The following is a 25773-nucleotide window of genomic DNA, read 5'->3' on the forward strand; positions in this document are numbered from 1 at the left end:
CTCTCCATCCTTATCACAATCCCATCTGCAAAACAGGCTGCATTCCCGCTTCAACCAGGCAATACCGCAAAGCGAGCCCACCGGCTAAAACACCCGCAGCCACAGCTAAAGCCATCATCGGCAAAGGCTTCGCAACCCGCACGATCGCCAAATCAGCCGCAAGCGGAAAGGCAAGTCCGCCCGCCGCGAACACAACCCAAAACAGCCACGCGTCCGGGCCGCCAACCAAAACCTGCGACGAGACGGCCAGCGCCTGTCCGGTGCCGCTCGAACCGGAAAACGCAGGAGCCCCCAGCGCGGTCAGCCCCGAAACCGCAGCTACGTAAGCTGCCGCAACCAGAATCTCGCACGCCACGACCACGGCATCGACAGCCGCCAGCCGCCGAAACACGCCCCCGAACATTCGCGCTGCGCCTGAAAACTGACCGACAGCCAGAACCATAGCGCATCCGCACGAAAGCGACGAAAAGACGAACAGCACCGGAAGCCAAGGCGTCGACCAGAGCGGCACCGAGGGCATGCTCTGCAGCAGCAAGCCCGTATACGCCATGGTCACGACCGATGCCAAAGCCAGCAAAACCTCGGCCACGCGAACCACCGCAACCGAGAGGCGGGCCAAGCCGACCCATGCAACCAGCAAGAAGCACGCCAGCAAGAAGCACGCGGCCAAAGCCCAGGCGCCCGCCGCAACGTACGACAATGAAGGGTTCAGAAGCAGCGACGCCACGCGATCGATGCGCCCGACGTCCGCCAGCAAGCAGACCATGCCAGCTCCAAGCGCCGTCAATCCCGCGGCAAGCCCCGGAGCAAGCAATCGCCTATACGCTTCAGGCAGGCGAACGATCCTGCAAGGCGAACCCGTGCGACCAGGCATGCGCTGCACGGTCAGAGAAGCAGGAGACAGCAAGCTCAGCGCAGCCGAAACCAGGCAAGCACCGGCTCCCGCGCCGCCCAAGAACAGGTAGCACACGATCAGCGTTCCGAACAACGCGCCGCCCCCTCCCTGGCCACAAGCCTTCTCCCAAACGCCCGCACATTATCCTAAGACAATTATCGAGAACATTGTACGCGATTTCGAGAAGGTATGCAGCGGAGCATGACGAAGGGCCTGCCGCATCGCCTCGTTGCAGCTTGAGACTTCTAGCGCAGCGCGTTTCCCGAAGGGCGCTTCGGCATCAGAGGTGATTGATCGAGGAAGCCTCCGCGGGAGGCGGAGGCGACGAAAGACGCAGCGCTTGGAGGCGATGGCACGAACTGGCGGGTCTGCGCTGCGTGAAGCGCCCTACGGAGGGCGTCGTTTCGTGCGCTCGCACGAAAACACCAGGCCAGGGAACAGGGGGTCGCGGGCGGCGTGGTGGCGGAGTCGCCCGGGGAGCGCAGACCGGGGATTTCGTGCCCGCGCGAGGGGAATACAGGGCAACCGAAGCCGAGCGAGACGGCAAAAGAACCGTCGCCGCCCGACCGACAAGATGGCAAACCACCCCTCGCCCTGCCCGCAAACCCTCTATCCCTGGAACAACGCCAGAAAGCGATCCCACAGCGTCGGCTCGGCCTTCAACTCCTCTTCTTGCGACGCTTCGGGCTTCTCGATAGCCGCCGTAGACATCACGAACTGCACGGCAGCAACGTTCTTGTTGTCAGACGACACGAACGACACCGGGTCGAATTTGGGGAAATCGAATTCCGCGGTCATCTCCTCGATCTGCTTGCGCATGGTTTCCGGCAGCGTGATCGTAGTCGCATTGAGCTGACCCAGGCCACCGCTCAACGAGCCCGCGCCTCCCGAAAGCTGGCTTGCGCCACCGGCAAGCGACGACGTTCCGGACTCGAGATTGCCATAGCTGGCAGCTAAAGCCGACACGCCGGAGGTGTACTGCACCAAGCCATCGTGAAACTGGCCGTACGAAGCAGACAGCTGGGACAACCCTTCGACCGCCTGCACCAGCTGGTCGATCCTCCCGTCGGCCACAGCCGCTTCCAGCAGCTTGCCGATGGCGCGCAGCGCAGTCACCTGCTGGTCGAGCGCGGCCGCGGAGGCGGACAGCGCATTGTCGGCATCGTCGAACGCCGGCTTCCCCTCGACGTACGCCGCTTTGACCGCCTGAGCGGCTTCGCGCACCGACAGAAGCTTCTGCACGGTTTCAGCTTGGGAAGGATCGTCCTTGACGTATTCCTTTAACGAATCGATCTGGTCTTGCGTCGGAGCATTCGCCAACAGTCCCCCGATTGCCCCGTCGAGCGCCGTCATGGCTTGGGCGTACTCTTGCTGCACCGCGTGCGTCTGCCGCGCAACCGCCTCAAGCCCGTCCGCTATCTGATCGATCGCATACGGCAGCTGCTTCAACTGCTCAAGCTGGGCAGGATCGATCTTCGACAACACCGCAGACATGGCATCGAACGCGGTCTTGATCTGGCTCGAGGCGCCCACAAGCGCACCCGAAGACGAGTCGAGCTGCGCCAAGCCTTGCCCAAACGACGTCGTGCCCGACGAAAGCTCCTGAACGCCGCTCGACAGCGCACTCGCGCCCGAAGCCAGCGACGACGCCCCGGCTGCAAGCTGGCTTACGGCATCGGACAAGCTGGTCATGCCGTCCGCCATACCGCTCGTGTCCGGCATCTCGATAACCGAGGAATACGGCAGCGCGGCTATTTGCGCGCCCGCCATATGGAAATCCTTCACCTGGGCCTTCAGTTCGAAATTGCCATTATGGCCGGGCAGAACGGTGAACGCCACCGTAGTGTCCTGGCCTGCGCTTGCCACCGTGGCCCCCTCGGCCGTCACGTCGGATGCTGCAGCCCCCGGCAGCGTAAACGTAATCTGCATCATGAAGCTGTCGTAAAACGCCGGGGGGACCGCATCGTTTCGCGCAGTGCCTACCCGGATGGACAAGGCCCCCGACGCGCCAGCCAGCTGATCGGCCGACACGGTTTTGCCGTCCAGCTTGTATTCGAGCGACACGCTCCAAGGCAACGCCGTCCGCGCCGCATCGCCCTGGTAGAAGAACGCGCCCTCGCCCGCCTCGAACACGGTGGCGTTGCCCTGGCGCTTCAGATCCGTCCGATTGGTCAGGTTCTGCACCGCCGTGTAATCGCCGTAGTCCGCGATCGATCCCGCACCGGTTACATCGAAGCGATTGACCACGTACACCGCTTCCGGCTTTCCGCTTGCCGCCAGGTTCGCGTACACCACCTCGGACTTTCGATACGTTGCGGTGGAGGCCGGCTGCGCCGATGCGTTGCTCGCCCCGAGTTCTTTCGCCGATTCGCCCTGGGCAAGCGCGAGCGCGCCGGGCACGCACGCCACCGACAAAGCAACGGTCAGCAGGGCCGCAAGACCCGTGCGCATGCAGGGATGATTCCTCATGATTCGTCTCCTTTATCTTTATGGAGCACGGAAACAAAAGCGCCTCCAAGCGCGACCGAAGGGTTCGAGCAGCAAGCTTCCGATGCCGCAGACGCATCGCTTGCCGCGCCCTCTTGCGTCTTGGGCGCGAAATTCGCACGCCAGGTGGTCCGGCGAATGGGCCCGTCAAGCAGCACGAGCAATGCCGGCAAGAAACACGTGACCAACGCAAACGAAAGCAACGCACCACGCGCGAGCAGCATGCCCAAGCTGGCAACCGCCGACATGGTGGACGAGAACGCCAACGCGAGCCCAGCCGTGGCAAGAATGCCCGCCGAAACCAGAAGCGACGGGAACGTCTCGCCCAGGGCCCGATACGCCGCCTTGCGCGCAGGAAGATTCTTGCGATGAGTCAGGTAATGCGTGGTCAACAGGATGGCGTAGTCGATGGTCGCGCCCAGCTGCACCGTGTTGATGACCAGGTACCCGATGAAGTTCACCGAATCGCCCGTGAAGTACGGGATGGACAGGTTGATCCAGATGCCCGACTCTATGGTCAGCAGCAGCACCAGCGGCAGCAGCAGCGAGCGGAACGTCACCAACAGCACCAGCAGGATGGCCGTGAACGCCACCGCAGCAACCACCACGTTGTCGACGGCCACGATGTTCTTCATATCGTACAGGTTCGCCGACTGCCCTGCCGTGTAGTACGTGCCGTAGTGCGCAGCCGCCGTGCGCTGAATGGCTTCCACCGTAGCAAAAGCTTCGCTGCTCTCCACGTCGGTATCCGTGTAAGCGATGATGCGCGCCCAATTCTGCGAGTAGAACTGATCCAGCACGCTCGCGCCCACGAATCCCTGCGGGATGGTCGCCCCCACGGTTGCCGCATACGAGATGACGCTGGCCACGTTGTCGACTTTCGCCAGGTCGGCCGAGAGGGCCGCTTCGGCGGCGACGTCCCCGCGCGGGACCAGCACCACCACTGCGTTCTGCTGGCCGAACTCGTCTTGGATCATGAGCGTGTCAGCTCCTGCGCGCAAATTCGGATCGGGCTCGCTGTTCTGGTAGGTGAACACGGTGTGGGCCTGGCCCAGATACGCCGGCGCCACCAGCGCAAGCACCAACACGAGCGCCGGTACGCGCACCTTCGCCAGCACGCGTCCCACATTGCGAAACGAAGGCAGCAAAGGCCGGTGCGCCGTCTTGTCGATAAGCCTGTACAGCGAAAGCGTAAGAGCCGGCAGAAACACCATGACCGTGAAAAAGCTGAACACGATGCCCTTGACCAGGTTGATACCCAGATCGGCGCCGATTTGGAACTGCATGAACGACAACGCCACAAACCCGAAAAGCGTGGTGACGGCGCTTGCGGCGATCGTGGACAGCGACGTGCGCATGGCCACCGCCATCGCACGCTCGGGAGTAGGCTGAAGAGCCCGCTCGGCCGCGAAAGCGTGCAGCAGGAAAATGGCATAGTCCAGCGAAACCGCCAACTGCAAGATAGGACTCACCGAAAACGTGATGAACGACACCTGGCCGAACACGATGTTCGTGCCCATGTTGATGATGATGGACACGCCGATGGCCGCAAGAAACAGCACCGGCTCGATCCAAGACCGAGTGGAAAGAACCAGCAGCAGCACGATGATGGGAACCAGGACCAGCGCGGCTTTTCCGGTTTCCTCGCCCGTACTGGCCGTGGTCTGCGCGGTATCGGAGGCCTCGCCCGACACCGCGTTTCCCGGCCCCGCCTCGTCCACCAGCGCACGCAACGCGGGAACGGCCCGACCCTCGAAGCCTTCGGCAACCGCCACCTGGAACAGGGCCGAGCCATTGCGGTAGTACGTTTCAACCAGCGACGGATCGGCCATTTCCAGCGGCGTTGCCACGTCCATGACGTCGTCGAGCCACATGACGGACTCCACGCCGTCAACAGCGGCGATCTTGCTCTTAAGTTCGAGGGCCTGCGCCACCGACACGTCGTGTATCAGCACGTTCGCGTTCGGAACAGCCTGAGTGAATTCCGTGTTCATGATTTCCACGGCGGTGGTCGACTGAGCTTCGTCGGGCAGATAGTCGACCATATCGTAGTTGACGCCGACGAACGGAATCATGGCCGCGCACACGATAGCGACGGTCACGAACGCCGCCACAACCGCTTTTCGGCGCGCGATCACGCCGTCTATGATGCGGTCCGTACAATTCGTGCGTGTCATGAGGGCAATCCCGTTCGCCTTGATGCCGTTTCGTACTTCGAATAATACCCAACACCAGGTAGGGAAACAACCAACAAGCGCGCGACGATGCGCTCGCGCTCCAACACGCTACCGCACAAGCAAGGCAGCCAGCCGTTCAACCTGGTCAAAACGAAGTCGCAGCCCTTCCCTCACGTAGCGGTCGAACGAACCGAACGCGTTGTCCACTTCCGTAAAGAACGCGTCCAGATACGCCGGTCGCGCCTCGAGAAACGACTGGAGAATCGCCTGCTCCCCGTCGGTCATGCCCGCGCCGAGCGATGCGGCCTCCGCGCGCATGGACACGGCGTTCACCTGGTTCGTCGCAAGGTAGTCGGCCATGACGTCGTCGGGATGAATCCCCGACGCGCGCAGCAGCACGGCGCAGAGCACGCCGGTGCGGTCCTTTCCGTTCACGCAGTGCACCAGCGCGGGAACGCCCTCCGCTGCAATCGACCGCAGCGCCGTGCCGATGAGCGGATATTCGCTCACGTAGCGCCGATAGTTGCGCACCATGCGCTCCTCGGGCGCGCCGTACGCGCCGATAACGCCGGCAACCAGGCGTTTCCCCGCATCCTTGCGCCTGGTTTCCGCCGAAGGAGCCAGCGCGACGGTTTTCGCGCCCACCAGGTACGGCTCAGGTCGCGCGGCAACCTCGCTCTGGTTGCGAATGTCGTATATGGAACGAACGCCCAGCAACCCAACGATAACGTCGGCTTCCCGAGCGTCGATGGAGGACAGATCGCACGAGCGAAACAGGCGCGCACCCACAAGCGGCCCGCCGCCTATCGCCCGAATGCGCGAAGCTCCGTAGGCTTCGGGCACGTCGCGCACGGAATCCGCACCCAAGACGTTCGAGCTTGCGGCATCCGTCACGGCAGGACCTCGAATGCGAATCCCGACACCAACGAAGACGATCGACCGCGCGCGTCCCGAGCGCGGGCTTTGAGCAGATAGCAGCCCGGACGCTCGGGCGTGTACACGAAGCGCCAGTTCACACCGCGCTCGGCCACCGCTCCCGTTGTCGCATACGCCGTCCAGGTCTCGCCGTTGTCGAGCGAGAATTCAAGTGCAGACACCCCTTCGGCGAAGTCGTCCACGTAGCCCTCGAATTCCACCGGGTCCCCTACATGATAGATGCGGCGGCAACCGTCGGCGCGCGCACCATCAGCCATGAGCGCCGCCCTCCCCGTCGCGCATGGCTTTGAGTTTCGCCAAGACGGCAGGATCGATGCGCGACGCAACGGTGTTCTTCTGCGCCACCTTCGGCGTTTCGTCCAAGCGGGCGTCTTCGTAGTGCATGCCCACCTCGCGGCTGAAACCGTCGGCGCTCATACGATCCACGCCGAAGCCGAAAACGGTGTCCTGGATGGTGGCATCGCTTGTGACCACGAGCGTTTCCACCTGACGTTCGCGCGCGTCGTGCGCCAGCTTCTCGATCACCTTGTCGGCCGACTGGCCGGCCGGACTGAACATGATGCGCACGCCGCCGATGGTCTCCGCCTCGCCGGTGGAAAACGCGTTGCGCGCGCCATCGAACACGATGATGGCGCGCCAGTCGCGCCCCGCGTAGTTGATCACGTCGTTAATGAGCGTTTCGCGCGCGACGTTGAACGTGTCGTCCGTGTAGTCCGGGTCGGTGACCTGACGGTACCGGCTGCCCGAACGCAACACGTTGTACCCGTCCACGATCAGGAGCTTTTTACGTTGCCGTGCCATAGCGGTGCATCGCCTGCAATCAAGCGCGGTTCTGACGAAGCCACTCGTACATGCATGCGGTAGCTGCCTGCGCCACGTTGAGGGAAGCAACCTCGCCCTCGAGCGGCAGCTTCGCGAACAGATCGCAGTTCTCCAGCACCAGGCGAGAAACGCCCTCGTGCTCGTTGCCCATCACCAGCGCGATCTTGCCCTTGAGGTTGGTATCCCAGATAAGGTCCTGGGCATGCTCGGTGGCGGCGGCCACCCAAAAGCCCTCTTCCTTGAGGCGGTTGATGGCTTGGACCAGGTTCGACACCTGCGCCACGGGCACGTGCGCGATGGCGCCGGCCGAGCTCTTGTACGTTGAAGCTTCCACGTGCGCGCTGCGCTTGTTGGGGATGACCAGGCCGCACGCGCCCACCGCTTCGGCGCTGCGCGAAATGGCGCCCAAGTTGCCGGCATCGGTGATATGGTCCAGGATCACCACGAGCGCACGGCCGTCGTTGTTGGCCGCGGAAGCTTCGGCCGCGCCCACGATGTCGCCGATGCCCACGTAGGGGAACGGCTTCGTCTTGGCCATAACGCCCTGATGGCTGCCGCGATCCGACTTGTCGTCGAGGATCTTGCGCGGGACCATCTCCACCGTTGCGCCGGCGCGCTTCGCCTTGCGCAAGATGTCCTCGATAAGGCCGTCGCGCTTGACGTTGTCGGCCATGAGGATGCTCTTGACGGGCACGCCCGTGCGCAGCGCCTCGATGATGGGGCGCTTGCCTTCTATGTAGTCAGCCATGTGGTTGCCTTTCGTGGAGGATCGCGCGATCATCTGCGCCGATCCTGGAGAATTCGATCGCTCGAAAGTGTACCACGCCGCACATGCGCCGGGAAACGAGGGGACGAAAAGCGCACAGGGCGAACGCGGAGGGCACAGGATGCAGGAGACAGGATGCAGACGGCGGAATACGGGTCGCGCACCCGACGCCGGCGGCCTCGCGCCCGTTACTCGTCGTCGCGACGACGCCACAGCACGCGGCGCAGGCTGCGCTTTTGCGCCGCCGTCGCGTCGCCGCCGTGCAGGAACACGCCCGACACCACGCGCTTCACCTTGCCGACGCCGCGCGCAACATGGGGCGTAAGGTCCGCTTCGCTGCGCGTCTTCCAATCGTAGTACACGCTCCAATAGCGCAAAAACACGACCGCGAACACGCAGGCAACGCCCGCGATGGGCAACGGAGCGCCCGCATACGCCAGCGCGACGAAAGCGAGCGAGCCGCCCAAACCCGCCACCGCGTAGAAGTTGCTCTGCTTGAAGATGCCGGGCGTCTCCCCCACGCAGATGTCGCGCACCGCGCCGCCGCCCACAGCCGTGATGGCGCCCAGGATGATCGACAGCACAACGCCCTGCTCGCACGCATACGCCTTGCTGGCCCCGGCCAGCGCGAACAGCCCCACCGACAGTGCGTCGGCGAAGAACACCGTGGCATCCAAATGCCGGAACAATCCGCGGAAGTAGAATACGAACGCGCAGATGGCAATGCAGATAACGATAAGGTCGGGGTGCGAGGTGAAGTACACGCCGTGATCCTGCATGAGCACGTCGCGGATGATGCCGCCGCCGTAGCCCGTGAGCAAGCCCAAGACCACGGTGCCGATGATGTCGAGCTTGCGGTCGCATGCGAACAGCGCGCCCGTCAGCACGCCGACGACCACGGAAAAGTAATCGATGCTCCACGGCACGGTAAGCACCTGCGAGTCGGAGAGCATCTGATGGAAGAAGGAGGTGTCCATAAGCCCCTTATCGGTCGATGCGCCTATGAAACCACAACGAGGGCCGACGCGCTAGAGGGAGATATCGAAAAGCGGCGGCTCATGTGCGATACTGAGGAGCCGAAAGCAGCGAAAAACCAGCCGCCACGCCAGAGGAGAATCTTCATGCCGAATCGCCCCCTTCCCCACCGCCCCTCTGAAACCATGAAGGCCGTCGTTTGGGACGGCGAGGACATACAGCTGGCCGATCGGGACCGACCGCGCGTAGAAGCGGCCACCGATGCCGTGGTGCGCGTCACGCGGTCGAGCATTTGCACGAGCGACCTGCACATACTCCATCATGCAGTGCCGCGGGCCGTGCCCGGCACCGTGCTGGGGCACGAGTTCGTGGGCCTGGTGGAATCGGTGGGCGCAAGCGTCGCGCGCGTGAAACCCGGCGACCGCGTGGCCGTGAACGTGGAGACGTTTTGCGGAGAGTGCTTCTTCTGCAAGCGCGGCTACGTGAACAATTGCGAACGGGGCGGCTGGGAGCTGGGGTGTCGCATCGACGGCTGTCAGGCCGAATACGTGCGCGTCCCGTTCGCGGACAACGGCTGCACACCCATTCCCGACAACGTGACCGACGAAGACGCGCTGTTTCTGGGAGACATTTTGGCAACGGGCTATTTCGGAGCCGAGATAGCCGAGATCGAGCCCGGCGACACCGTAGCCGTTATAGGGGCCGGGCCGGTAGGGCTGTGCGCCATGATGTGCGCGCGATTGTACGGCGCGGCGCAGGTGATCGCGCTGGAAGTGGATGCCGAGCGCAGGGCGCTGGCCGTGGAGCGCGGGCTGGCGGATGCGGCGATAGACCCCGCCGACGCAACGACGGACCCCGAGCAGGCCGTGCGCTCGTTGACCGAAGGGCGCGGCGCGGACGCCGTCATCGAGTGCGCCGGCGCATCGGGAACGTTCGAGCTTGCTTGGCGCGTGGCCAGGCCCAACGCCGTGGTTTCGGTCATGGCGCTGTACGAGGAGGACCAGGTGCTGCCCCTTCCCCGCATGTACGGCAAGAACCTGGTGTTCAAGACCGGCGGCGTGGACGCGCATTGCTTGGACCGTGTAATGAACCTGATCGCTGCGGGGCGGTTGGACACCGGGATTTTGATCTCGAAGCGCTTCCCGCTGAACGAGGCGCTTGAGGCGTACCGCGCGTTCGAGGCTCACGAAGACGGCTGTTTGAAGGTGGTGCTGACTCCTTACAAGGAGTAGGGAGCGGTTTGGCGATCATGATGACGACAACCGCGAGCCCGACGTCGCGGTTCGCCACTGGGGCGTTTTCGCTGCGCCTTCACCCGAGCCGTGTCAATGCTGGTCTAGCACGGAGAAGTCGGTGCTTAGGTACAAAATCACCGGTCTGCGCTCTTGGGCAAGGGCTTTCGACAACTGTCGAATCCGCTGCATCTCGGTGAGCTGGCTCGTTGATGCAAGCGCACAAAACGAATGCAGGCGATGAGCAGATCCAGCAGCGCAGACCCGTGATTTTGTACCGCGAATGGGTCGGCCTCCATGGCAAACCAGCTTCCGGTACGCCGAGGGCTTCCACGACCGAAAGACAGGCGAGCGCGCTTGGCTACGACACGGTCCACGTGCCCAGCAAGGCCAGGTGGTCGGTGCCCTTCACGTTGATGGTCTGCAGGGAGCCAACGGACATGCCGCTGTTCTTGGAATAGACGATGTGGTCGATCTCGATCATGGGCGGCACCGGCAGCATGGCGTAATCCGGTTCGGACGGATACGTCATATGGAAGCCCTCCCCCGCTTGCTGCGAGGCGTCTACCAGCGTGTCGCCGAGCATCTTGCGATAGCGCGAATGGTCCCACGTGGAGTTGAAATCGCCCATGATCAGGTATTCGTCGTCGTACTGGCGAAGCGAGCTCAAGTTGCGCAGGCTCTCGTTCCAGAACCCCCGCGTGCCCGACTTGGGCGACGTGGGATGCGTGCTGACCAGACGCACCGCATGCGAACCGGCGCTTATGGTGGCGGCGGGGACGGCGGACCCCGTGACGGGAAGGATGCTCGAGGAGACGTCGCTCATGGGAGCAAGCGAGTAGAGGACGTTCACGCCGCCGTTGTCGTAGGGGCCGGGCTCGCCGAACACGTGAGACGGAAGCAGTTCGTCGATGCCGGCCGCGGCAAGCCGCTCGATCAGCGAGGCGCTGACTTCCTGGAGCGCAAGGACCTCGACGCGCTGGTCGCGCACGATCGAGACGATCTGATCGGCATCGGCCAAGCCGTTCTTGGTGTTGAGGGTCATGATGCGCATGACGGTATCGGCAGACGTCTGAACGGGAACGGGCTCCACCGCCTTCGGCGCTATGCGCGAAGCGGGCAGGAAGAACCCTACGTGCCAGAAAACCTGGCAGACCAGGCAGAGCGCCGTGAATGCAGAAAGCGCTTTTCTCCTGGTCAGAAGCGCAGCAAGAAGCACAAGCGCACTTGGGATGGCAAGCCATGGAACGAATGCGGCCACCTCGGGAATGAGCCGCCCGTTGCTGAGGACGGAAGGCGCATAGCGCGAAGCCATGAGCACGACGAGACATGCCGTCAGCGTCCATAAAAGGACGCTTGCGATCGTGCGCCCGAGGGAGCGCTTGGGTTGCGCGTTGCGGACGGCGTGTTTGCCCTCGTTCGGTTCCATGGATCCCTCGCTTTCGGCCAAGCATATGCGAAAAGGCCAATCTACCACGTTTTGGCGAACGGCGATAGCGAAGGATCGACGCGACCGGTTGAGCGGCTTGCGGCGGCGCAGTCACGACCGCTACAAGCGCTCGACCAGCTTCTGCAGCTTGCGAACGAGGCCTTGCTGCAGCGGAATGCCGGCAAGATCCGCCTGATGGGCCTCCTCCACGCTGCGGATGGCCGCGCGCAGCGCACGAGCCGCGTCCTCGGCGGTTTTCGGGCGCGACGCCTTGAGGTGCGCCTTCAGCTGGCCGAGCGACATATCTTGACGCTGGTACTCCGCGAACAGGTCGCGCTGCTTTTGGGGCGGAAGCTCCGATATGGCTCGCATGGTGACGGGATCGACGGTGCCGGCTTGCGCCTCCACAACCCAGTTGTCGTCGAGCTCGCCCGTGAGGAGCTCGGCCTCCTCGCGCGTTTCGCGCAGGCGCTTCTCGGCGGCGATTGCGCGCTTGACCGTGGCGGGCGATACCGACTGCCCCGTCTCTTCGGTCACGATGCGCGCGATGATGTCGTTTGTGCGCACTCCTTTGAGCGAGGGGTCGGTTGCGCGCAGCGCGGGCACTTCCCTACCGATTGCCGCATAGCGAGCGCCGCGCTCCTCTTGCGATAGCCGACGCGTAACCAAGTTGGTCACGTTCAACAACACGCGGGCGCGCGCGTCGTCCAAGTCGTCGATGAGGGTCACGGGGATGGACGCGTAGGCTGGATCGTCGGCGGCCAGGCGACGATACGCTTCCAAGCGACGGTGCCCCGCAACCATCTGGTAGGTTCCGTCCGGCAGCACGCGGACGAGCGGCAACTGGCCAAGGCCTTCGGATCGAATGGATGCTACCAGCTCCTGCATCTCGCGCTCGTCCATGGTGTAGTCGTTCTCAGGGTGAGCAGCAATGCTGTCGATAGGAAGCGTTTTGGTTTGGTATGGCATGTTTAGCACATCTCCTTATTGCATATTTTTATCGTTTTATTCACTATTTTTGTATATTAATTCTTTTATTATGAATAAATATAGTTCTCAATATTGGATATTCTTATTGCTTTTCTTTTAGGCTTTCGTACGGGGTCATCGTGACCCCGTACATCATACCACTCCCCTTTTATCGATAATGGCGGTTATGTAAGGACGAGCGCGGAGGTTGGGGATGAGGTTGACACGGAAGCGGATGCGGCGCCGGTCGCCCTTTCGAACGAAGAGGCCGCGCGTATCCTGGCGTCGAGCAACTCCGGCGTGAAGGTCAGCGAGCGGCAAGCCGACCAAGCGAGGGTCTTAGGCTGTCATCTTGAGAGTTCGAAGCGAACCGAAGAATCTTCAGTCGGGGAAGCCCTCCTGCCTCGAGAAGGCCGTCTTGTCGTTATCGAGGGCCTGGACGGTTCCGGCAAAGAAACCCAGGCGAGCCTTCTGCGAAAGCGTTTGCTGAAAGACGGCATCGACCTGCGATCCCTCTCCTTCCCCTGTTACAAAAGCGACTCTTCAGCCCTCGTGCGAATGTACCTGGAGGGCAGGTTTGGCTCGAAGCCAAACGACGTCAACGCGTACGCTGCTTCGGCTTTCTACGCGGTTGACCGCTACGCTTCCTACAAGGAGAACTGGGGGGCGTTCTATGAAGCGGGCGGGCTTGTGCTCGCCGATCGATGGACCACCTCCAACGCCGTGCACCAATGCGCGAAGCTGCCGCGTTCTGATTGGGACACCTATCTGGACTGGCTCTTCGATTTCGAGTACCGCTTGATCGGGGTACCAAAACCAGACCTGGTAGTTTACCTGAGTATGGGCGCAGACGTGAGCACAAGGCTCGTCGAGGGCCGCTGCGCACGCGAAGGCACCGCCAAAGACGTGCACGAGGCGGACGCCTCTTATATGCAGCGCTGCCGTGAAGCCGCCGACTACTGCGCGGACCGCTTGGGTTGGAAGAAGGTCGAGTGTGCTCCCGAAGGCGCTCTGCGGACGATGGGAGATATTCATGAAGAGATTGCGAGGCTAGTGGAGCAAGATGGTAGATAGAGAAATTCTTGTAACAAGGTCATCCATGCCCCCATTCGAAGAATACTGCAATGAAATTCGGGGGCTTTGGAATACTCGTTTCCTTACAAACTGCGGCAAAAAGCACGCTGAACTTGAGCAGGCGATCAAAAACTACCTGGGTGTCCAGCAATTGTCTCTATTCGTGAACGGGCACTCCGCCCTCGAGTGCATTCTCGAAACCCTGGAGCTTGGCAAAGACGGACGAAACGAGGTGATCACTACACCGTTCACATTCGCATCGACTTCCCACGCCATCGTGCGCAAAGGACTTAAACCTGTTTTTTCCGATATTCGAGAAACCGACTACACTCTCGACCCAGAAAAAATCGAATCCCATATTACCGAAAAAACCTGTGCGATCTTGCCAGTTCATGTGTATGGCAATGTCTGCAATCACAAGCAAATCCAAGCAGTCGCTGCCAAATACGATCTCAAGGTAATTTACGACGCCGCGCATGCGTTTGGCGTAAAGAAGGACGGTGCTCCAGTAGGCACTTTTGGAGATGCTTCGATGTTTAGCTTTCACGCAACAAAGGTCTTCAATACAATCGAAGGTGGCGCCGTGGCCTACTCCGACGAGACTCTGGCAGAAAAGCTTTCGCAATGGAGAAATTTTGGCATTACCGGTCTGGAGTCCTGTGAATATATCGGCGGAAACGCCAAAATGAATGAGTTTTCTGCTGCTATGGGTCTGTGCAACCTTCGTTATGTCGACAGGGAGATTCGAAAGCGAAAGATAGCCGCAGAAAGGTACTTCGACCTTCTTGCATCCGTGCCGGGACTCTCGTTGTGCATCCCTCCCGCCAACATCGAACACAACTATTCGTACATGCCGGTTATTGTCGATCCGAACTTGTTTGGTGCAAATCGGGATGAAGTGCTCGCCGCTCTTGAAGAGAACCGGATTGGAGCGCGAAAATACTTCTACCCGATCATAAACGATTATGCTTGCTATCGAGGGACTTACGACAGTAGGGATACACCCGTTGCAAAGCGTATTGCCCAACAAGTGATCACCCTCCCATTATATGCGGACCTATCAACCGATAAAGTGAATCAGATTTGCGAAATAGTTAGAGGCTTGCATGGCTAAATTCGAAAACCACGAATCAAAACCACAGAAGAAGGCTCTGATTCTCAACGCCAGTCATAACGACATGCGCATGATTCAAGCCTTAAAAGCGCTGGGCTACTATGTGATTACGATCGGGCAAAACCCCGGCCTCATTGGGGAAAAGTACGCGGATGAATACATCTGTCAAGATTATTCCGACGAAGAGGCAACGCTTGCCCTGGCAAAGGGTCTGAATATCGATGCGATTTGCTCTTGCTGCAATGACTTTGGGGTATTGACCGCTGCTTATGTTGCCGAGCGGCTGAAGCTTCCTGGACATGATTCTTACGAAGTGGCTCAAGTGCTGCATCATAAGGATAGGTTCAAGTCTTTCGCGCGCGAGCTCGGCATCAAAACTCCGTTGGCGAGAGTTTTCATTAGCCCACAAGCCGCACTGGAGTGGATAAAATTTCATGGTGAATATCCGCTCATGGTAAAAGCCCCTGATTTGAGTGCTGGCAATGGCATCACCAAAGTATGCAGATGGCAAGAAGCTCGGCCTGCCGTAGAATTAGCCTTTGAAAAATCCAGAACAAAAAGCATTGTTGTCGAACCTTACATTGAGGGAACCCAGCACGCCATCTGCACGTTTCTGATTGACCGGAAGGTTGTCGCAGCATGCTCCAATAACGAATACTCATTTATTAACCCTTATCGCGTAGAGATCGACACCTTTCCTGCTGACGGTATTGAAGCACTGCAAGACAGACTTATTGCGGAAATTGAGAAAATGGCCGAGGCGTTGCACTTGACTGACGGCATTTTTGAAATGCAGTACCATATGACCCCCGATGGTGATTTTTGGATTATGGAATGCATGCGGCGCGTACTCGGAAACCTATACAGCATCCCTTCTTCAAGCCTTATGGGATTTAATTGGGACTACTGGGAGGTGCGCGCGCGATGCGGACTTGGATGCAGAGACTTTCCCTTGCATGCCCAACCCTCTGGGTTCTTCGCCTATAGAGCCCTCATTGCTGAGAAGAACGGTATCTACAAGTCTTTAAACGTTGCTGATAGTGTTCGGCAGTACATTGTTGAAACCTGTATGCTTCAAGATTTTGGCTATGAAATAAGGAACCATAAATCAGACCCCATGGGTTTCCTTTTCTTTTCCTTTCCCGATAGAGAAACGATGGACTCAGTAATGGTTGATCAATACCGCAACGTAAAAGTCGAAGTAGAGGAGTTGCTGTGACGAAGTCTGTAACGCTAGGCATGGCGGGGGCAGGACGTGCTTGCGAATTGCACATGGAAGGACTTCGTCGATTCAGCGGTGTTCCCGTTCGACTGAAGACAGTTATGGCTCGTAGGCAAGATCAGCTTGATGAAGCCGTGAATCGCTGGTCGTTCGAGCAATCGACCAAGAGCTTCGAAGATATGCTCAACGATCCGGAGATCGACGTAATCGATATTTGCACGCCACCTTACCTGCATCTTGAAATGGCGGAAAAGGCTCTTTTGGCCGGGAAACACGTCATTTGCGAGAAACCACTCGCTGGGTACTTCGGGCAAGAGGGCGATGAGGAGCCTATTGGAGACAAGGTTTCAAAGCGCATAATGTACGAACGGCTTCTGGAAAGTATGGAAAAGCTTCGTGAGATTGTAGAAAGCTCAGAATGTAAATTCATGTATGCAGAGAATTTCGTCTACGCTCCGGCCGTCATGAAGGCGGCAGAAATCATACGCGCGAAAGGAAGCAGGATCCTGTACGCAAAAGGCGAGGAGAGCCTCAAAGGATCAAGCTCGCACGTTGCGGGCGAATGGAGCAAAACCGGCGGTGGCACATTCATAAGGACCGGGACTCATCCGCTGTCTGCGATTCTTTGGTTGAAGCAGCAAGAGGCGCTTGCGCGCGAGGAAGACATTCGCGTGGAAAGCGTATTGGCTGACATGGGTCGCGTAACTCCCAGCTTAAGCGATTACGAGCACCGACATATTTCAGCACATCCTCGTGACGTGGAAGATCTGGGAACCGCCATACTTTCCTTTTCTGACGGATCAAAAGCCAATATCGTTGCTTGCGATACTTTGCTCGGCGGCTCGAAGAACGTTCTCGAGCTGTACTGCAACGATGCGGCAATCAATTGCACCCTCACCATGTCAAACATCATGAGCACTTATTTCCTTGATGAGGATTGCCTTGACGGGGTCAGCATATCTGAGATGCTCCCAGCAAAGACGGGCTGGAATAACCCGTTTCTTGCAGACGAAATACTCCGTGGCTACACCGACGAAATGCAGGACTTTATGGCATGCATTTATTACGACGCAGAACCCAAGTCAGGTTTTGATTTGGCCTACCAAACCATCAAAGTTCTTTACGCTGCCTATCTTTCCGCTGAAGAAGATAAGCGAATCTTTCTTTAAGGAGCACAGCCGATAATGACTATGGAATTTCGTCGCCGTCTTCCGATTCCCGCAGAGGTAAAGGAAGATCTGCCGCTTCCTTCGAGATACGAGAAGAAAAAGGCGGAGAGAGATTGGGAGATCGGGCAAATTCTCCAAGGAGTGGATGCTACGAGAAAGCTGCTCGTTATCGGGCCTTGCTCAGCCGACAGGAGCGATGCCGTTCTCGAATACTGCGCAAAGCTTGCAGAGCTTCAGGAGAAAGTGAAGGACAAGCTGCTGATCATTCCCCGCATTTATACCAGCAAGCCTCGAACGACAGGAGCTGGCTATAAAGGTATGTTGCATCAGCCAAACCCCAGCAGCGGATCCGACATGTTAGAAGGCCTAAAAACCATCCGAAGCCTACATCTCAAAGTGATTCAAGAAACCAACTTGTTCGGTGCGGATGAGATGCTTTATCCATCAAGCTACAGGTTCGTATCGGACCTACTATCTTATGCCGCAGTGGGTGCGCGCTCTGTGGAAAACCAAGAGCACAGATTGACCGCATCCGGTTTGGATATACCAGTGGGAATGAAAAACCCTACGGGAGGGGATATTTCCGTCATGATTAATGCAGTGTATGCGGCGCAGCAAGGACATATGTTCATCTATCGAAACTGGGAAGTTGTGACTTCGGGGAACCCTCTTGCGCATGCAATTTTGCGTGGCTACAAAAGATCTGACGGCAGAAATCGACCAAACTACCACTATGAAGACCTTCTCCTCCTATGTGAGGAATATTCAAAGATGGGATTGAAGAACCCGTCGGTGGTCATCGACTGCAACCACGCAAATTCGAATAAGAAGCACGTGGAACAGCCGCGCATCGTTCGCGATGTTCTTCGCAGCTGCTCCGAGTCGAAAGAAGTCTCAACCATGATAAAGGGCTTCATGGTTGAGAGCTATTTAGAGGAAGGAAGCCAGAAGGTCGGTGGGAGTGTATATGGGAAGTCAATAACAGACCCCTGTCTTGGCTGGAGCGGAACCGAACGTCTGATCCTAGAGTTGGCAGATGAGCTCTGATTCCATGTCTGAAAACTCCTTTCCAGGCTCCAGTAACTCCCTGCGAAATCGGCGCTGGAGAAAAAGATCCTTGTATGAAAGATTCGGGAAAAGGGCAATCGACGTAGCGGTTTCAGCTTTTGTCCTGGTGGTTACGCTTCCGGTCAATGCGTGCATTGCGATTCGCACATATTTTGATGTGGGGAGTCCCATCCTGTTTAAACAAGAGAGGGTCGGCATACATGGAGAGGTATTCACGTTAGTCAAGTTCCGCAATATGACCAACGAGACGGATGAGAACGGTCAGCTGTTGCTACCCGAGGACCGCGTAACTGATTTCGGGCGTTTCGTTAGATCGACGTCGCTCGATGAGCTTTTGAATTTCTGGTCGATTTTCAAAGGGGATATGTCGCTCATCGGCCCGAGGCCGCTGTTGGTTGAATATCGAGACTTATGGACGGAAGAGCACCTGGAGCGCTTGGGTGTTTTGCCAGGCCTCGAGTGTCCTACGCCTAAGAGAATCGATCATGCTATTACCTGGCAAGAGCAATTTGACAACGACGTATGGTATGCAGCCAATATCAGCCTGAAAACCGATATCAAATTGCTGGTCCGCCTCTTTTCACTGGTCCTGGATAAAGAACAGAGAAAAGCTCGGGAGGACGGCACGAAAGGCTATTTCATTGGTTACAGAGATGGCGAAGCGATCACCGAAGCCGAAGTGGATAACTGGCGAAGCAGCAGAGTGTTCTTTCCTGGCCGAAATTTGAGCGAAGATAAATGAAAGAGACTTCGATGAGGGTTCTAGTATACGGAATGGTCGGCACGAACAGAGGCGGTATCGAAACCTTCCTGCTGAATATGAACGAGCACATGTCAGATGGCTGTGTTTTCGATTACGTTATAGAAGAAGAGACATGCATACATGAAGACAGGGTTTTCCAAAAAGGCGGAAAGCTATTCCGAATAGCACCGAGAAAGACGCATCCGATGAAGAACGCCATCGATTCGTGGAGGTTAATGAAGAGCGCGGCGGCAAGCAATATGCCCGTGTATTTCAATTTGTCTTCATTGAGCTGGATTGTGCCCGTCGTCGAGGCGCGGTTGCTCAAGTTGGACGTATTCGTGCATGCGCACAACTCGGAGCTCATTGACTGCAACAGCGGCTTTTTCTACAAATTGGCTAACTCAATAAGTCGATGCATTATCAAAAAAATGAGAATCCATCGATTGACTTGCTCGGATCTCGCAGCATCGTTTATGTTTGGCGACGAGAAAAACGTCTTGATGATCCACAATGCCATAGATCTGCAGAAGTTCCGCTTCAACGAAGAAGCCCGAAACAACATAAGGAAAAAACTAAATATTTATAACGACATCGTTGTTGGTTTCGTAGGAAGGATCGCCTATGAAAAAAACCCGAGCTTTTTGCTCGATATAGCAGACAGTCTGTCGAAGCAAACCGAGAAGAATTGGACTGTCGTGCTGCTTGGAGACGGCCCCCTGCGTGAGTCGTTCGAACGTCAAGTACGAGAATCCAATTTCAAGTCTCATTTTCTATTGCTTGGCAATGTTCCTAATCCAAATGACTACATGCAAGCATTCGATGTGCTATGCCTGCCTTCGAGGCACGAAGGTTTGCCTTATGTATTGGTGGAAGCCCAAGCATCAGGACTCCGGTGCCTGGTATCCGACCGCATAACTCGCGTGGCGGCAGTCACGGATTTGGTTTCGTATTTGCCCGTAGGCCAAGACTCCGAGCTTTGGGCTGATGCGATTCTCAAACTGGAAGACAGAAACCGTTCCGTTTTCCTCGATACAATGTCTGAAACACGTTTTAACATTGATATCGAGGCGCCGCGCTTGGAGGGGATACTGCGTTCGTCATGGTGAAGAGCCGCATACAGAATTCTATCTCCAGTATAAGAGTGGCGGATCTCCTTGTTTTTCTGATCGCGCTCTTTTTCTTCAGACCTTCTTTGTTTGAAAAGTATGAATCGCTTAACATGGGTTTCAATCTTGGATTGATCGCCCTGCTCGCGCTTTACCTCGTCATTGCTTCTTTGAAAAACAAGACCGGAGTTACGGTTTATTCCTGCATGGCTGTAGGTTACTTTCTACTCTTGCTCACCTCGACGTATATCAATGATGGGTCTTTAACTAGATCGATGATGTATGTAGGCGTGGGAATCCTGAGCGTTCTCGTATTCGCAAGCATCTTCAAGTACGAGATGGCGGCATTTTTGAACTCCATGCAGGTACTAGGCCTTATCTTCATTCCTTTAAACCTGCTGACAATGCTTGTGATCCCCGGTGGCTTCACGAACAACGGCGTGCACCCAGTTTTTCTACTGGGTCAGGCTACCAGATTCATCTATTTCTTTTTGCCTATCTTTGTTTCCCTGTTGGTTCGCGATTATCGAAAAGGGACGCATCCGAGCAAATGCACGATAGCTCTATGGATTTGCGCGGAAACATCCCTTGTTATTGGGCAGACAGCTGCAGGGATAGTCGTGGTCTCGGCGCTTCCGTTGTTTATCTTGCTTTTGGGCAATCGCTTTGCAAAAACACTATGTTCTCCGCCAGTCTACCTCGCGGTTCAGCTCACCCTGTTTTTTATCTTAGTGTTTTCTACATTGCCAGAACAGACCTTAGGTCTGCTGCAATCATTGTTCCAGAAGGATGCAACACTCAGCTCAAGAACGTATATATGGGATAAAGTTATCCTGCAGACTGAGTCAAACCCTCAGCAGTTCCTGTTCGGTTTTGGAGTACTTCAGAACAATGAGATGATCGCGCTCTTTAATTTTGTTCATTGTCATAATCATCTGCTTCAAGTGCTGTTTAATGGAGGTGTCGTAAGCCTGACGATCTTTATCACGCTGATCGGCCTTTCATACTGGGAGTTGATGAAGACCAATTCGGAAGCCACCTCTCGAATTATATCGTTTGGGATATTCCTCTTCTCTATAGCACTATTGTTCGACACCGTTGATGGCGTTCGAAACTACTACCTTGTCCTATTGATCCTAGGTAGCTGTTCGAAATACATAAGTCAGTGCGATGACTATTCTCTTCCAAAGCTAGAACGAGGTGATAGATGAAAAAAGTAGGAATCGTGACGCTGCATCGTTCTTATAGCTATGGCGCCTGCTTGCAGGCATATGCCACGAAACTGGCAATAGAACAGATGGGGTGTAATGCAAGCTTCGTAAACTATGTAAACGAGAACGAGCAGTACCAAAAACGCTTCGTATCACGACGACGAGATCATTCCTTTAACCAGAACGCGGTGGCTTCGCTAAAAAATATTATGTTAGGTCGCATACCTAACGAACGCAAAGCTTTCGATCAATTTCATGAAGAGTTCCTCCCGTCTTTAGATGAGACTTCCAACATGGCTTCAATAAGTTACTCCAATTTCGATATTTTATTATCTGGAAGCGATCAATTATGGAATCCAGAACTGTTTGGTGGACTGGATCGAGCTTATTTTCTCCAATTTGGGAATTGTAGGAAGATTGCGTATGCAGCTAGTGCGGGAAGCTACAGGTATTCGAAAGGCGAACTGGCTACTTTGGAAAACTATCTGGCAACATATAACCAGATTAGCGTACGAGAAGCCAATCTGAAGAGCCAAATCTCCAAAATAGTAGACACTCCAGTTGAAGAGGTCTTGGATCCAACCTTCTTGATAACTGGTGAAGAGTGGCTCGACCTCGCAAAGAAGCACGGTTCCTTTTCGCATGGCAAGCCCTATGTATTAGTTTATTTGGTTGGTGTATCGAAAGCTCATTATGAGATCGCTTATGCGAAAGTGATCGAAGAAGTCAAGAGACGCTACGGCTGCGAAGCTCTTTTGATTAGGTCGGATGGAATCAGCTTCTCCGGATGCGACAAGAAGCTTAAGAGGATTACCCCATGGGATCTGATTCTAGCTATCTCAAACGCAGAGTTAAACATTGCAAGTTCTTTTCATGGGGTGGCATTCGCAGTTAACCTTGGCGCCAACTTCATAGCATTGGATAATCCAAGCAACCCTTTACGAGTGCAAAATCTTCTTGCCGATACCGGTCTGGAGTGGAAGCGATATGCTGATACAGGTAGTGTTTCCTCCTGCCTCGATAAGCCAAGCTATGCAGAGGTTGGTAGGAGAGTTGATGAAGCAAGAGCGAAATCACTCGGATGGCTTTCGCAGGCTTTAGATTGTCAGAGTTTCTAGATTGCTTATGTTTGCCAAACGTGTCGACAAGGAAGCGATAGGTGCTTGATATGTATACGACAATGAAAAATGTTCAAATATTGTTAAGTCTGCTCAAGCAACGCGGAATTTGCAGAGTAGTTCATTCTCCCGGTGGTAGCAACGTGGCCTTATCCCGCTCCATACAAAACGACCCCTTCTTTATCGAATACTCGGTAGTGGACGAGCGAAGCTCGGTGTTTTTCGCAATGGGTCTTGCGATGGAGCTTGACGAGCCCGTCGTTGTTTTATGTACTTCAGGAACCGCAGTAACAAACTTCTCTTCCGGTATGGCGGAAGCATATTACAAGGGAGTCCCGGTTGTCGCAGTGACTGCAGACAGAAGCACGTATCTTCTAGATCAGCTTGAGACCCAGAAGCTCAATCAGACCGACATATTCAAATCGATAACTAAGTGCGAGGTGACACTGCCTGTTGTTCAGACGGATGACGACGCTTGGTATTGCAATAGACTGGTGAATGAGGCTCTGCTGGAGCTCTATCATCATGGAGCAGGTCCTGTTCACATTAATGTTCCCACCGTGGGCAGTAATGGTGGCTTCTCAGCGATGGAGTTGCCTTCTCAGAGGATGATCACAAGGTTGACCATTGAAGATTCTGCGGAGGAATGGCTCACGAAGAGAGACGAGTTGCTTTCTGCGGAGAAAGTCCTTGTTGTCATGGGAGAAAACGGACGGTACTCTCAGGATGACCTGAAGGCCATTGAAAAGTTTGCGATCGCTTACGATTGCGTCGTTTCGGTAGAGCACATGTCGCCCTACAAGAAAGAGCGCTCTCTGATCACCTATCGCGCAACTGAGGCGATGACTTCGAGCGCGTTTGAGCCTCTCGTTCCAGATCTAGTGATCAATGTCGATGGCAACATCGCTTCGGTCAATCTAAAAGACTACTTGAGGCTTAAACGGGGTAAATTCCGGCATTGGTCCATTATGCCAAATGGAAAAGTGCGCGATGTGTTCAAAGGGTTGACGGATATATTCGAATGCTCCCCGAGGTATTTTTTCAATCGTCTCGCCGATCTCGCTGATAGTGTAGAGAAAAATAGAAGCGACTATTACGTACTGTGGCAGGAAGCTGTCGAGGCGGTTGAGATGCCCGAACTTCCTTTATCGCATTTGGCCGTAGCAAAAAGCCTAGCTTGCAGAATACCCGAGAATTCTCTTCTAGAGCTTGGAATCCTCAATTCCACCCGCACCATGCAGTTTTTTGACCTCGATCCAAGCGTAAAAGTTTCGAGCAATATCGGTGCATTAGGCATTGACGGCTCCTTATCGACTTTGATAGGTCGCTCTGTTGCAACTGATGCGTTGTCGTTTATCATTCAAGGTGACCTGAGTTTCTTTTACGATATGAATGCCTTAAACATTCGCCACGTTCCCTCTAATTTGCGAGTACTCGTTGTCAACAACGGAGGAGGTGGCGAATTCCACATCGGCATGAATCCTGATGAAGTTGACGACATGGATACCTACTTGACTGCCGCTCATAGCACGCGTGCTGAAGGGTGGGCTAGATCTCGAGGGTTCAAATATCTATCTGTCAATCGTGAGGGCGAGCTGGATGCTGCAGTAGATGAGTTTGTTTCGCCCGATTCAGAAGCTCCGGTTTTCCTCGAAGTATTCACGAGTAAATTTGATGATGCAGAACTACTAAAACGCTTCTACAAGAATAACAGTGGAGCGTCGCTAAAGGAGCGGGCTCTTGACGAGGCGAAGCAATTCGCGAAGTCGAATTTCTCTGGAAAATTGTTCTCTGCAGCTTCCCGCCTCGGCAAACATAATAGAGCCTGAACCCAATGAGCAGGGAGCTTTCTCTAATAAAAAACACCGCGATATTCGCAGTGGGCAACGTCGGCTCGAAACTTCTCGTCCTGCTCCTTCTTCCTATCTGCACATACTTCATCGACCCATCAGGAGTTGGCGTATATGATCTATTGTACTCACTGCTGGAGGTTCTTAAACCTGTGGCGGTGCTTGCAATACCAGAATCGTTGTTTCGTTGGCTTCTGGATAAAGACGCTAATCGTCGTGGTGTGTTTGCTAGTTGGACTCCGCTTTTTGTTGTACTGCTATTAGCATTTACGTTTCTGTATGTAGCTGTTTGGTCTCTACTAAGATTTAATGATGCAGCGCTCGTGTACGCCCTGATAGTATCCGGGGTTGTGTACATGAGCCTTCAGTTTGCAACACGCGGTTTACACAATAACAAGTTATTCGCAATCCAAGGAATTGTGTACTCAATTGCACTTTGTTCGGCAAGTCTACTGTTCGTAATCCCGCTGGGCCTTGATTACAGAGGGATGCTGCTTGGAATCCTGGTTGGTAATCTCGTGTCAAGCGTGTTAATGATTGTGATTCAGCGTAAAGATTTCAAGTTCTCTTTCAAGGATAGAAACCTCGCACAAAGCAAGGAGATGTTAAGGTACTCTGCCTTACTACTCCCTAACAGTCTTTGCTGGTGGCTTATTAACGGATTTTCGCGAGTTCTTGTAGTAGGGGTATTAGGCTTAGCTGCAAATGGAGTCTTCGCAATTGCAGCAAGGTTTCCAACTGCATTAACTATGCTTTCGAATATATTTCAGCAAGCGTGGACAGAACAGGCTGTTGGAGAATTTGATGCGACGGATAGAAACGAGTACTTCACAAAGATCTTCCGCCTGTATAGCAGGATAGTGCTTTCGATTGCCATAGTCCTTATACCGTTCACTAAGTTATTTATAGACCTCTTTCTTGATTCCGGCTATACCGAGGCCTGTAACTATATAGGATTACTTTATTTGAGCGGCGTATTCAACGCCTTTTCAAGTTTTTTTGGAACAGGCTATTTTTGCGGGAAAGACACCAAGGGAGCAGCCTCTACCACTATTGTAGGCGCATTAGTTAGCTGTGGACTTAGCGTAGCATTGATCTTTCCCTTTGGGTTATTAGGGGTTGTAGTCGGAATGCTTGCTGGCCAGATGACGATGTGGATGGTGAGAATCCGACAGAGCTCCTCTTATTTCATGATACACATTGACTGGGTTCAGATAGTAATTGGTGTCGTAATTTGTCTACTCTTTTCGGGTGCTGTTATTTTTGTAAGTGACCAAACGGCAGTTGCTCTACTATTCCTTGGTGCGGTTGTTGCAGTTTTGCTCAGTTGGGATATTTTGAAGTCTGCTTTTCGGAAGTGCGCAAGGTTTAGCAGAGAATAATGGGGCCGATATAGACATGGAGGCAA

General features: G+C 55.6%; 22 protein-coding genes. 12 read left to right on the top strand and 10 right to left on the bottom strand.

What is annotated here, in order from left to right; genetic code table 11:
* Positions 1-13 precede the first annotated feature (13 nt).
* The 8 genes from nrfD to DMP08_RS05385 all read right to left on the bottom strand — a co-directional run bounded on the left by nrfD (position 14) and on the right by DMP08_RS05385 (position 9060).
* On the bottom strand, positions 14-988 hold the full coding sequence (gene nrfD / locus DMP08_RS05355; protein WP_123191929.1) for an NrfD/PsrC family molybdoenzyme membrane anchor subunit: 975 nt from the start codon (positions 986-988) through the stop codon (positions 14-16).
* Positions 989-1504: 516 nt separating this feature from the next.
* Positions 1505-3364: a hypothetical protein gene (locus DMP08_RS05360; protein WP_123191930.1), complete on the bottom strand. Its 1860-nt coding sequence runs from the start codon at positions 3362-3364 to the stop codon at positions 1505-1507.
* Positions 3361-5559 (bottom strand): efflux RND transporter permease subunit, encoded by a 2199-nt coding sequence (locus DMP08_RS05365; protein WP_123191931.1) that lies wholly within the window; start codon positions 5557-5559, stop codon positions 3361-3363. Before DMP08_RS05365 ends, DMP08_RS05360 begins: the two co-directional genes overlap by 4 nt.
* Before the next feature lie 108 nt (positions 5560-5667).
* On the bottom strand, positions 5668-6453 hold the full coding sequence (locus tag DMP08_RS05370; protein ID WP_244596822.1) for a tyrosine-protein phosphatase: 786 nt from the start codon (positions 6451-6453) through the stop codon (positions 5668-5670).
* The gene (locus DMP08_RS12525) at positions 6450-6752 is read right to left on the bottom strand and encodes a hypothetical protein (RefSeq protein ID WP_211328390.1); all 303 of its coding nucleotides are present in this window, start codon (positions 6750-6752) and stop codon (positions 6450-6452) included. Before DMP08_RS12525 ends, DMP08_RS05370 begins: the two co-directional genes overlap by 4 nt.
* Positions 6745-7296 (bottom strand): NYN domain-containing protein, encoded by a 552-nt coding sequence (locus tag DMP08_RS05375; RefSeq protein ID WP_123191932.1) that lies wholly within the window; start codon positions 7294-7296, stop codon positions 6745-6747. Before DMP08_RS05375 ends, DMP08_RS12525 begins: the two co-directional genes overlap by 8 nt.
* Positions 7297-7315: 19 nt before the next feature.
* A complete protein-coding gene (rlmB, locus tag DMP08_RS05380; RefSeq protein ID WP_123191962.1) occupies positions 7316-8065 on the bottom strand; it encodes a 23S rRNA (guanosine(2251)-2'-O)-methyltransferase RlmB in 750 nt (249 codons plus the stop codon).
* A 206-nt stretch (positions 8066-8271) separates the two neighbouring features.
* Complete coding sequence (locus DMP08_RS05385) at positions 8272-9060, bottom strand: trimeric intracellular cation channel family protein (RefSeq protein ID WP_123191933.1); 789 nt, start codon at positions 9058-9060, stop codon at positions 8272-8274.
* A gap of 144 nt (positions 9061-9204) precedes the next feature.
* On the opposite strand from DMP08_RS05385, the gene DMP08_RS05390 reads away from it, so the two are divergent.
* Positions 9205-10290, top strand: a complete 1086-nt coding sequence (locus tag DMP08_RS05390; protein ID WP_244596823.1) for an alcohol dehydrogenase — start codon at positions 9205-9207, stop codon at positions 10288-10290.
* Between the two features lie 361 nt (positions 10291-10651).
* Here DMP08_RS05390 and DMP08_RS05395 read toward each other — a convergent pair whose 3' ends face one another.
* A complete protein-coding gene (locus tag DMP08_RS05395) occupies positions 10652-11719 on the bottom strand; it encodes an endonuclease/exonuclease/phosphatase family protein (protein ID WP_123191934.1) in 1068 nt (355 codons plus the stop codon).
* 120 nt (positions 11720-11839) lie between these two features.
* Positions 11840-12688: a ParB/RepB/Spo0J family partition protein gene (locus DMP08_RS05400; protein ID WP_123191935.1), complete on the bottom strand. Its 849-nt coding sequence runs from the start codon at positions 12686-12688 to the stop codon at positions 11840-11842.
* 300 nt (positions 12689-12988) lie between these two features.
* On the opposite strand from DMP08_RS05400, the gene DMP08_RS05405 reads away from it, so the two are divergent.
* The 11 genes from DMP08_RS05405 to DMP08_RS05455 are packed head-to-tail and all read left to right on the top strand — an operon-like array spanning position 12989 to position 25747.
* The gene (locus DMP08_RS05405; protein ID WP_211328391.1) at positions 12989-13762 is read left to right on the top strand and encodes a dTMP kinase; all 774 of its coding nucleotides are present in this window, start codon (positions 12989-12991) and stop codon (positions 13760-13762) included.
* A complete protein-coding gene (locus tag DMP08_RS05410) occupies positions 13752-14876 on the top strand; it encodes a DegT/DnrJ/EryC1/StrS family aminotransferase (protein ID WP_123191936.1) in 1125 nt (374 codons plus the stop codon). The genes DMP08_RS05405 and DMP08_RS05410 overlap by 11 nt, the downstream gene beginning before the upstream one ends.
* Positions 14869-16095, top strand: a complete 1227-nt coding sequence (locus tag DMP08_RS05415; protein ID WP_123191937.1) for an ATP-grasp domain-containing protein — start codon at positions 14869-14871, stop codon at positions 16093-16095. Before DMP08_RS05410 ends, DMP08_RS05415 begins: the two co-directional genes overlap by 8 nt.
* Positions 16092-17267 carry a Gfo/Idh/MocA family protein gene (locus DMP08_RS05420; RefSeq protein WP_123191938.1) on the top strand — a complete coding sequence of 392 codons (1176 nt, stop codon included), beginning with the start codon at positions 16092-16094 and terminating at the stop codon, positions 17265-17267. The genes DMP08_RS05415 and DMP08_RS05420 overlap by 4 nt, the downstream gene beginning before the upstream one ends.
* 15 nt (positions 17268-17282) lie before the next feature.
* The gene (locus DMP08_RS05425) at positions 17283-18314 is read left to right on the top strand and encodes a 3-deoxy-7-phosphoheptulonate synthase (protein WP_123191939.1); all 1032 of its coding nucleotides are present in this window, start codon (positions 17283-17285) and stop codon (positions 18312-18314) included.
* A gap of 4 nt (positions 18315-18318) precedes the next feature.
* Positions 18319-19077: a sugar transferase gene (locus DMP08_RS05430; RefSeq protein ID WP_211328392.1), complete on the top strand. Its 759-nt coding sequence runs from the start codon at positions 18319-18321 to the stop codon at positions 19075-19077.
* Positions 19078-19088: 11 nt separating this feature from the next.
* Positions 19089-20186 carry a glycosyltransferase gene (locus DMP08_RS05435; protein WP_161555422.1) on the top strand — a complete coding sequence of 366 codons (1098 nt, stop codon included), beginning with the start codon at positions 19089-19091 and terminating at the stop codon, positions 20184-20186.
* Entirely contained in the window at positions 20180-21397 is a 1218-nt protein-coding gene (locus tag DMP08_RS05440) for an O-antigen ligase family protein (RefSeq protein WP_123191942.1), read from the top strand. The genes DMP08_RS05435 and DMP08_RS05440 overlap by 7 nt, the downstream gene beginning before the upstream one ends.
* On the top strand, positions 21394-22515 hold the full coding sequence (locus DMP08_RS05445; protein ID WP_123191943.1) for a polysaccharide pyruvyl transferase family protein: 1122 nt from the start codon (positions 21394-21396) through the stop codon (positions 22513-22515). The genes DMP08_RS05440 and DMP08_RS05445 overlap by 4 nt, the downstream gene beginning before the upstream one ends.
* A 50-nt stretch (positions 22516-22565) precedes the next feature.
* Positions 22566-24344, top strand: a complete 1779-nt coding sequence (menD, locus tag DMP08_RS05450; protein WP_244596826.1) for a 2-succinyl-5-enolpyruvyl-6-hydroxy-3-cyclohexene-1-carboxylate synthase — start codon at positions 22566-22568, stop codon at positions 24342-24344.
* A gap of 5 nt (positions 24345-24349) precedes the next feature.
* Positions 24350-25747 carry a lipopolysaccharide biosynthesis protein gene (locus DMP08_RS05455; protein ID WP_123191945.1) on the top strand — a complete coding sequence of 466 codons (1398 nt, stop codon included), beginning with the start codon at positions 24350-24352 and terminating at the stop codon, positions 25745-25747.
* Positions 25748-25773: the final 26 nt, after the last annotated feature.

Source organism: Paraeggerthella hongkongensis (assembly GCF_003726035.1).
Taxonomy (GTDB): Bacteria; Actinomycetota; Coriobacteriia; order Coriobacteriales; family Eggerthellaceae; genus Paraeggerthella; species Paraeggerthella hongkongensis.

What these genes read in the sequence shown, in the direction of transcription:
- DMP08_RS05360 (WP_123191930.1), bottom strand. Translation starts at nt 3,364, where the DNA reads ATGAGGAATCATCCCTGCATGCGCACGGGTCTTGCGGCCCTGCTGACC.
- DMP08_RS05365 (WP_123191931.1), bottom strand. Translation starts at nt 5,559, where the DNA reads ATGACACGCACGAATTGTACGGACCGCATCATAGACGGCGTGATCGCG.
- DMP08_RS12525 (WP_211328390.1), bottom strand. Translation starts at nt 6,752, where the DNA reads ATGGCTGATGGTGCGCGCGCCGACGGTTGCCGCCGCATCTATCATGTA.
- DMP08_RS05375 (WP_123191932.1), bottom strand. Translation starts at nt 7,296, where the DNA reads ATGGCACGGCAACGTAAAAAGCTCCTGATCGTGGACGGGTACAACGTG.
- rlmB (WP_123191962.1), bottom strand. Translation starts at nt 8,065, where the DNA reads ATGGCTGACTACATAGAAGGCAAGCGCCCCATCATCGAGGCGCTGCGC.
- DMP08_RS05385 (WP_123191933.1), bottom strand. Translation starts at nt 9,060, where the DNA reads ATGGACACCTCCTTCTTCCATCAGATGCTCTCCGACTCGCAGGTGCTT.
- DMP08_RS05390 (WP_244596823.1), top strand. Translation starts at nt 9,205, where the DNA reads ATGCCGAATCGCCCCCTTCCCCACCGCCCCTCTGAAACCATGAAGGCC.
- DMP08_RS05395 (WP_123191934.1), bottom strand. Translation starts at nt 11,719, where the DNA reads ATGGAACCGAACGAGGGCAAACACGCCGTCCGCAACGCGCAACCCAAG.
- DMP08_RS05400 (WP_123191935.1), bottom strand. Translation starts at nt 12,688, where the DNA reads ATGCCATACCAAACCAAAACGCTTCCTATCGACAGCATTGCTGCTCAC.
- DMP08_RS05410 (WP_123191936.1), top strand. Translation starts at nt 13,752, where the DNA reads ATGGTAGATAGAGAAATTCTTGTAACAAGGTCATCCATGCCCCCATTC.
- DMP08_RS05415 (WP_123191937.1), top strand. Translation starts at nt 14,869, where the DNA reads ATGGCTAAATTCGAAAACCACGAATCAAAACCACAGAAGAAGGCTCTG.
- DMP08_RS05425 (WP_123191939.1), top strand. Translation starts at nt 17,283, where the DNA reads ATGACTATGGAATTTCGTCGCCGTCTTCCGATTCCCGCAGAGGTAAAG.
- DMP08_RS05430 (WP_211328392.1), top strand. Translation starts at nt 18,319, where the DNA reads ATGTCTGAAAACTCCTTTCCAGGCTCCAGTAACTCCCTGCGAAATCGG.
- DMP08_RS05435 (WP_161555422.1), top strand. Translation starts at nt 19,089, where the DNA reads ATGAGGGTTCTAGTATACGGAATGGTCGGCACGAACAGAGGCGGTATC.
- DMP08_RS05440 (WP_123191942.1), top strand. Translation starts at nt 20,180, where the DNA reads ATGGTGAAGAGCCGCATACAGAATTCTATCTCCAGTATAAGAGTGGCG.
- DMP08_RS05445 (WP_123191943.1), top strand. Translation starts at nt 21,394, where the DNA reads ATGAAAAAAGTAGGAATCGTGACGCTGCATCGTTCTTATAGCTATGGC.
- menD (WP_244596826.1), top strand. Translation starts at nt 22,566, where the DNA reads ATGTATACGACAATGAAAAATGTTCAAATATTGTTAAGTCTGCTCAAG.
- DMP08_RS05455 (WP_123191945.1), top strand. Translation starts at nt 24,350, where the DNA reads ATGAGCAGGGAGCTTTCTCTAATAAAAAACACCGCGATATTCGCAGTG.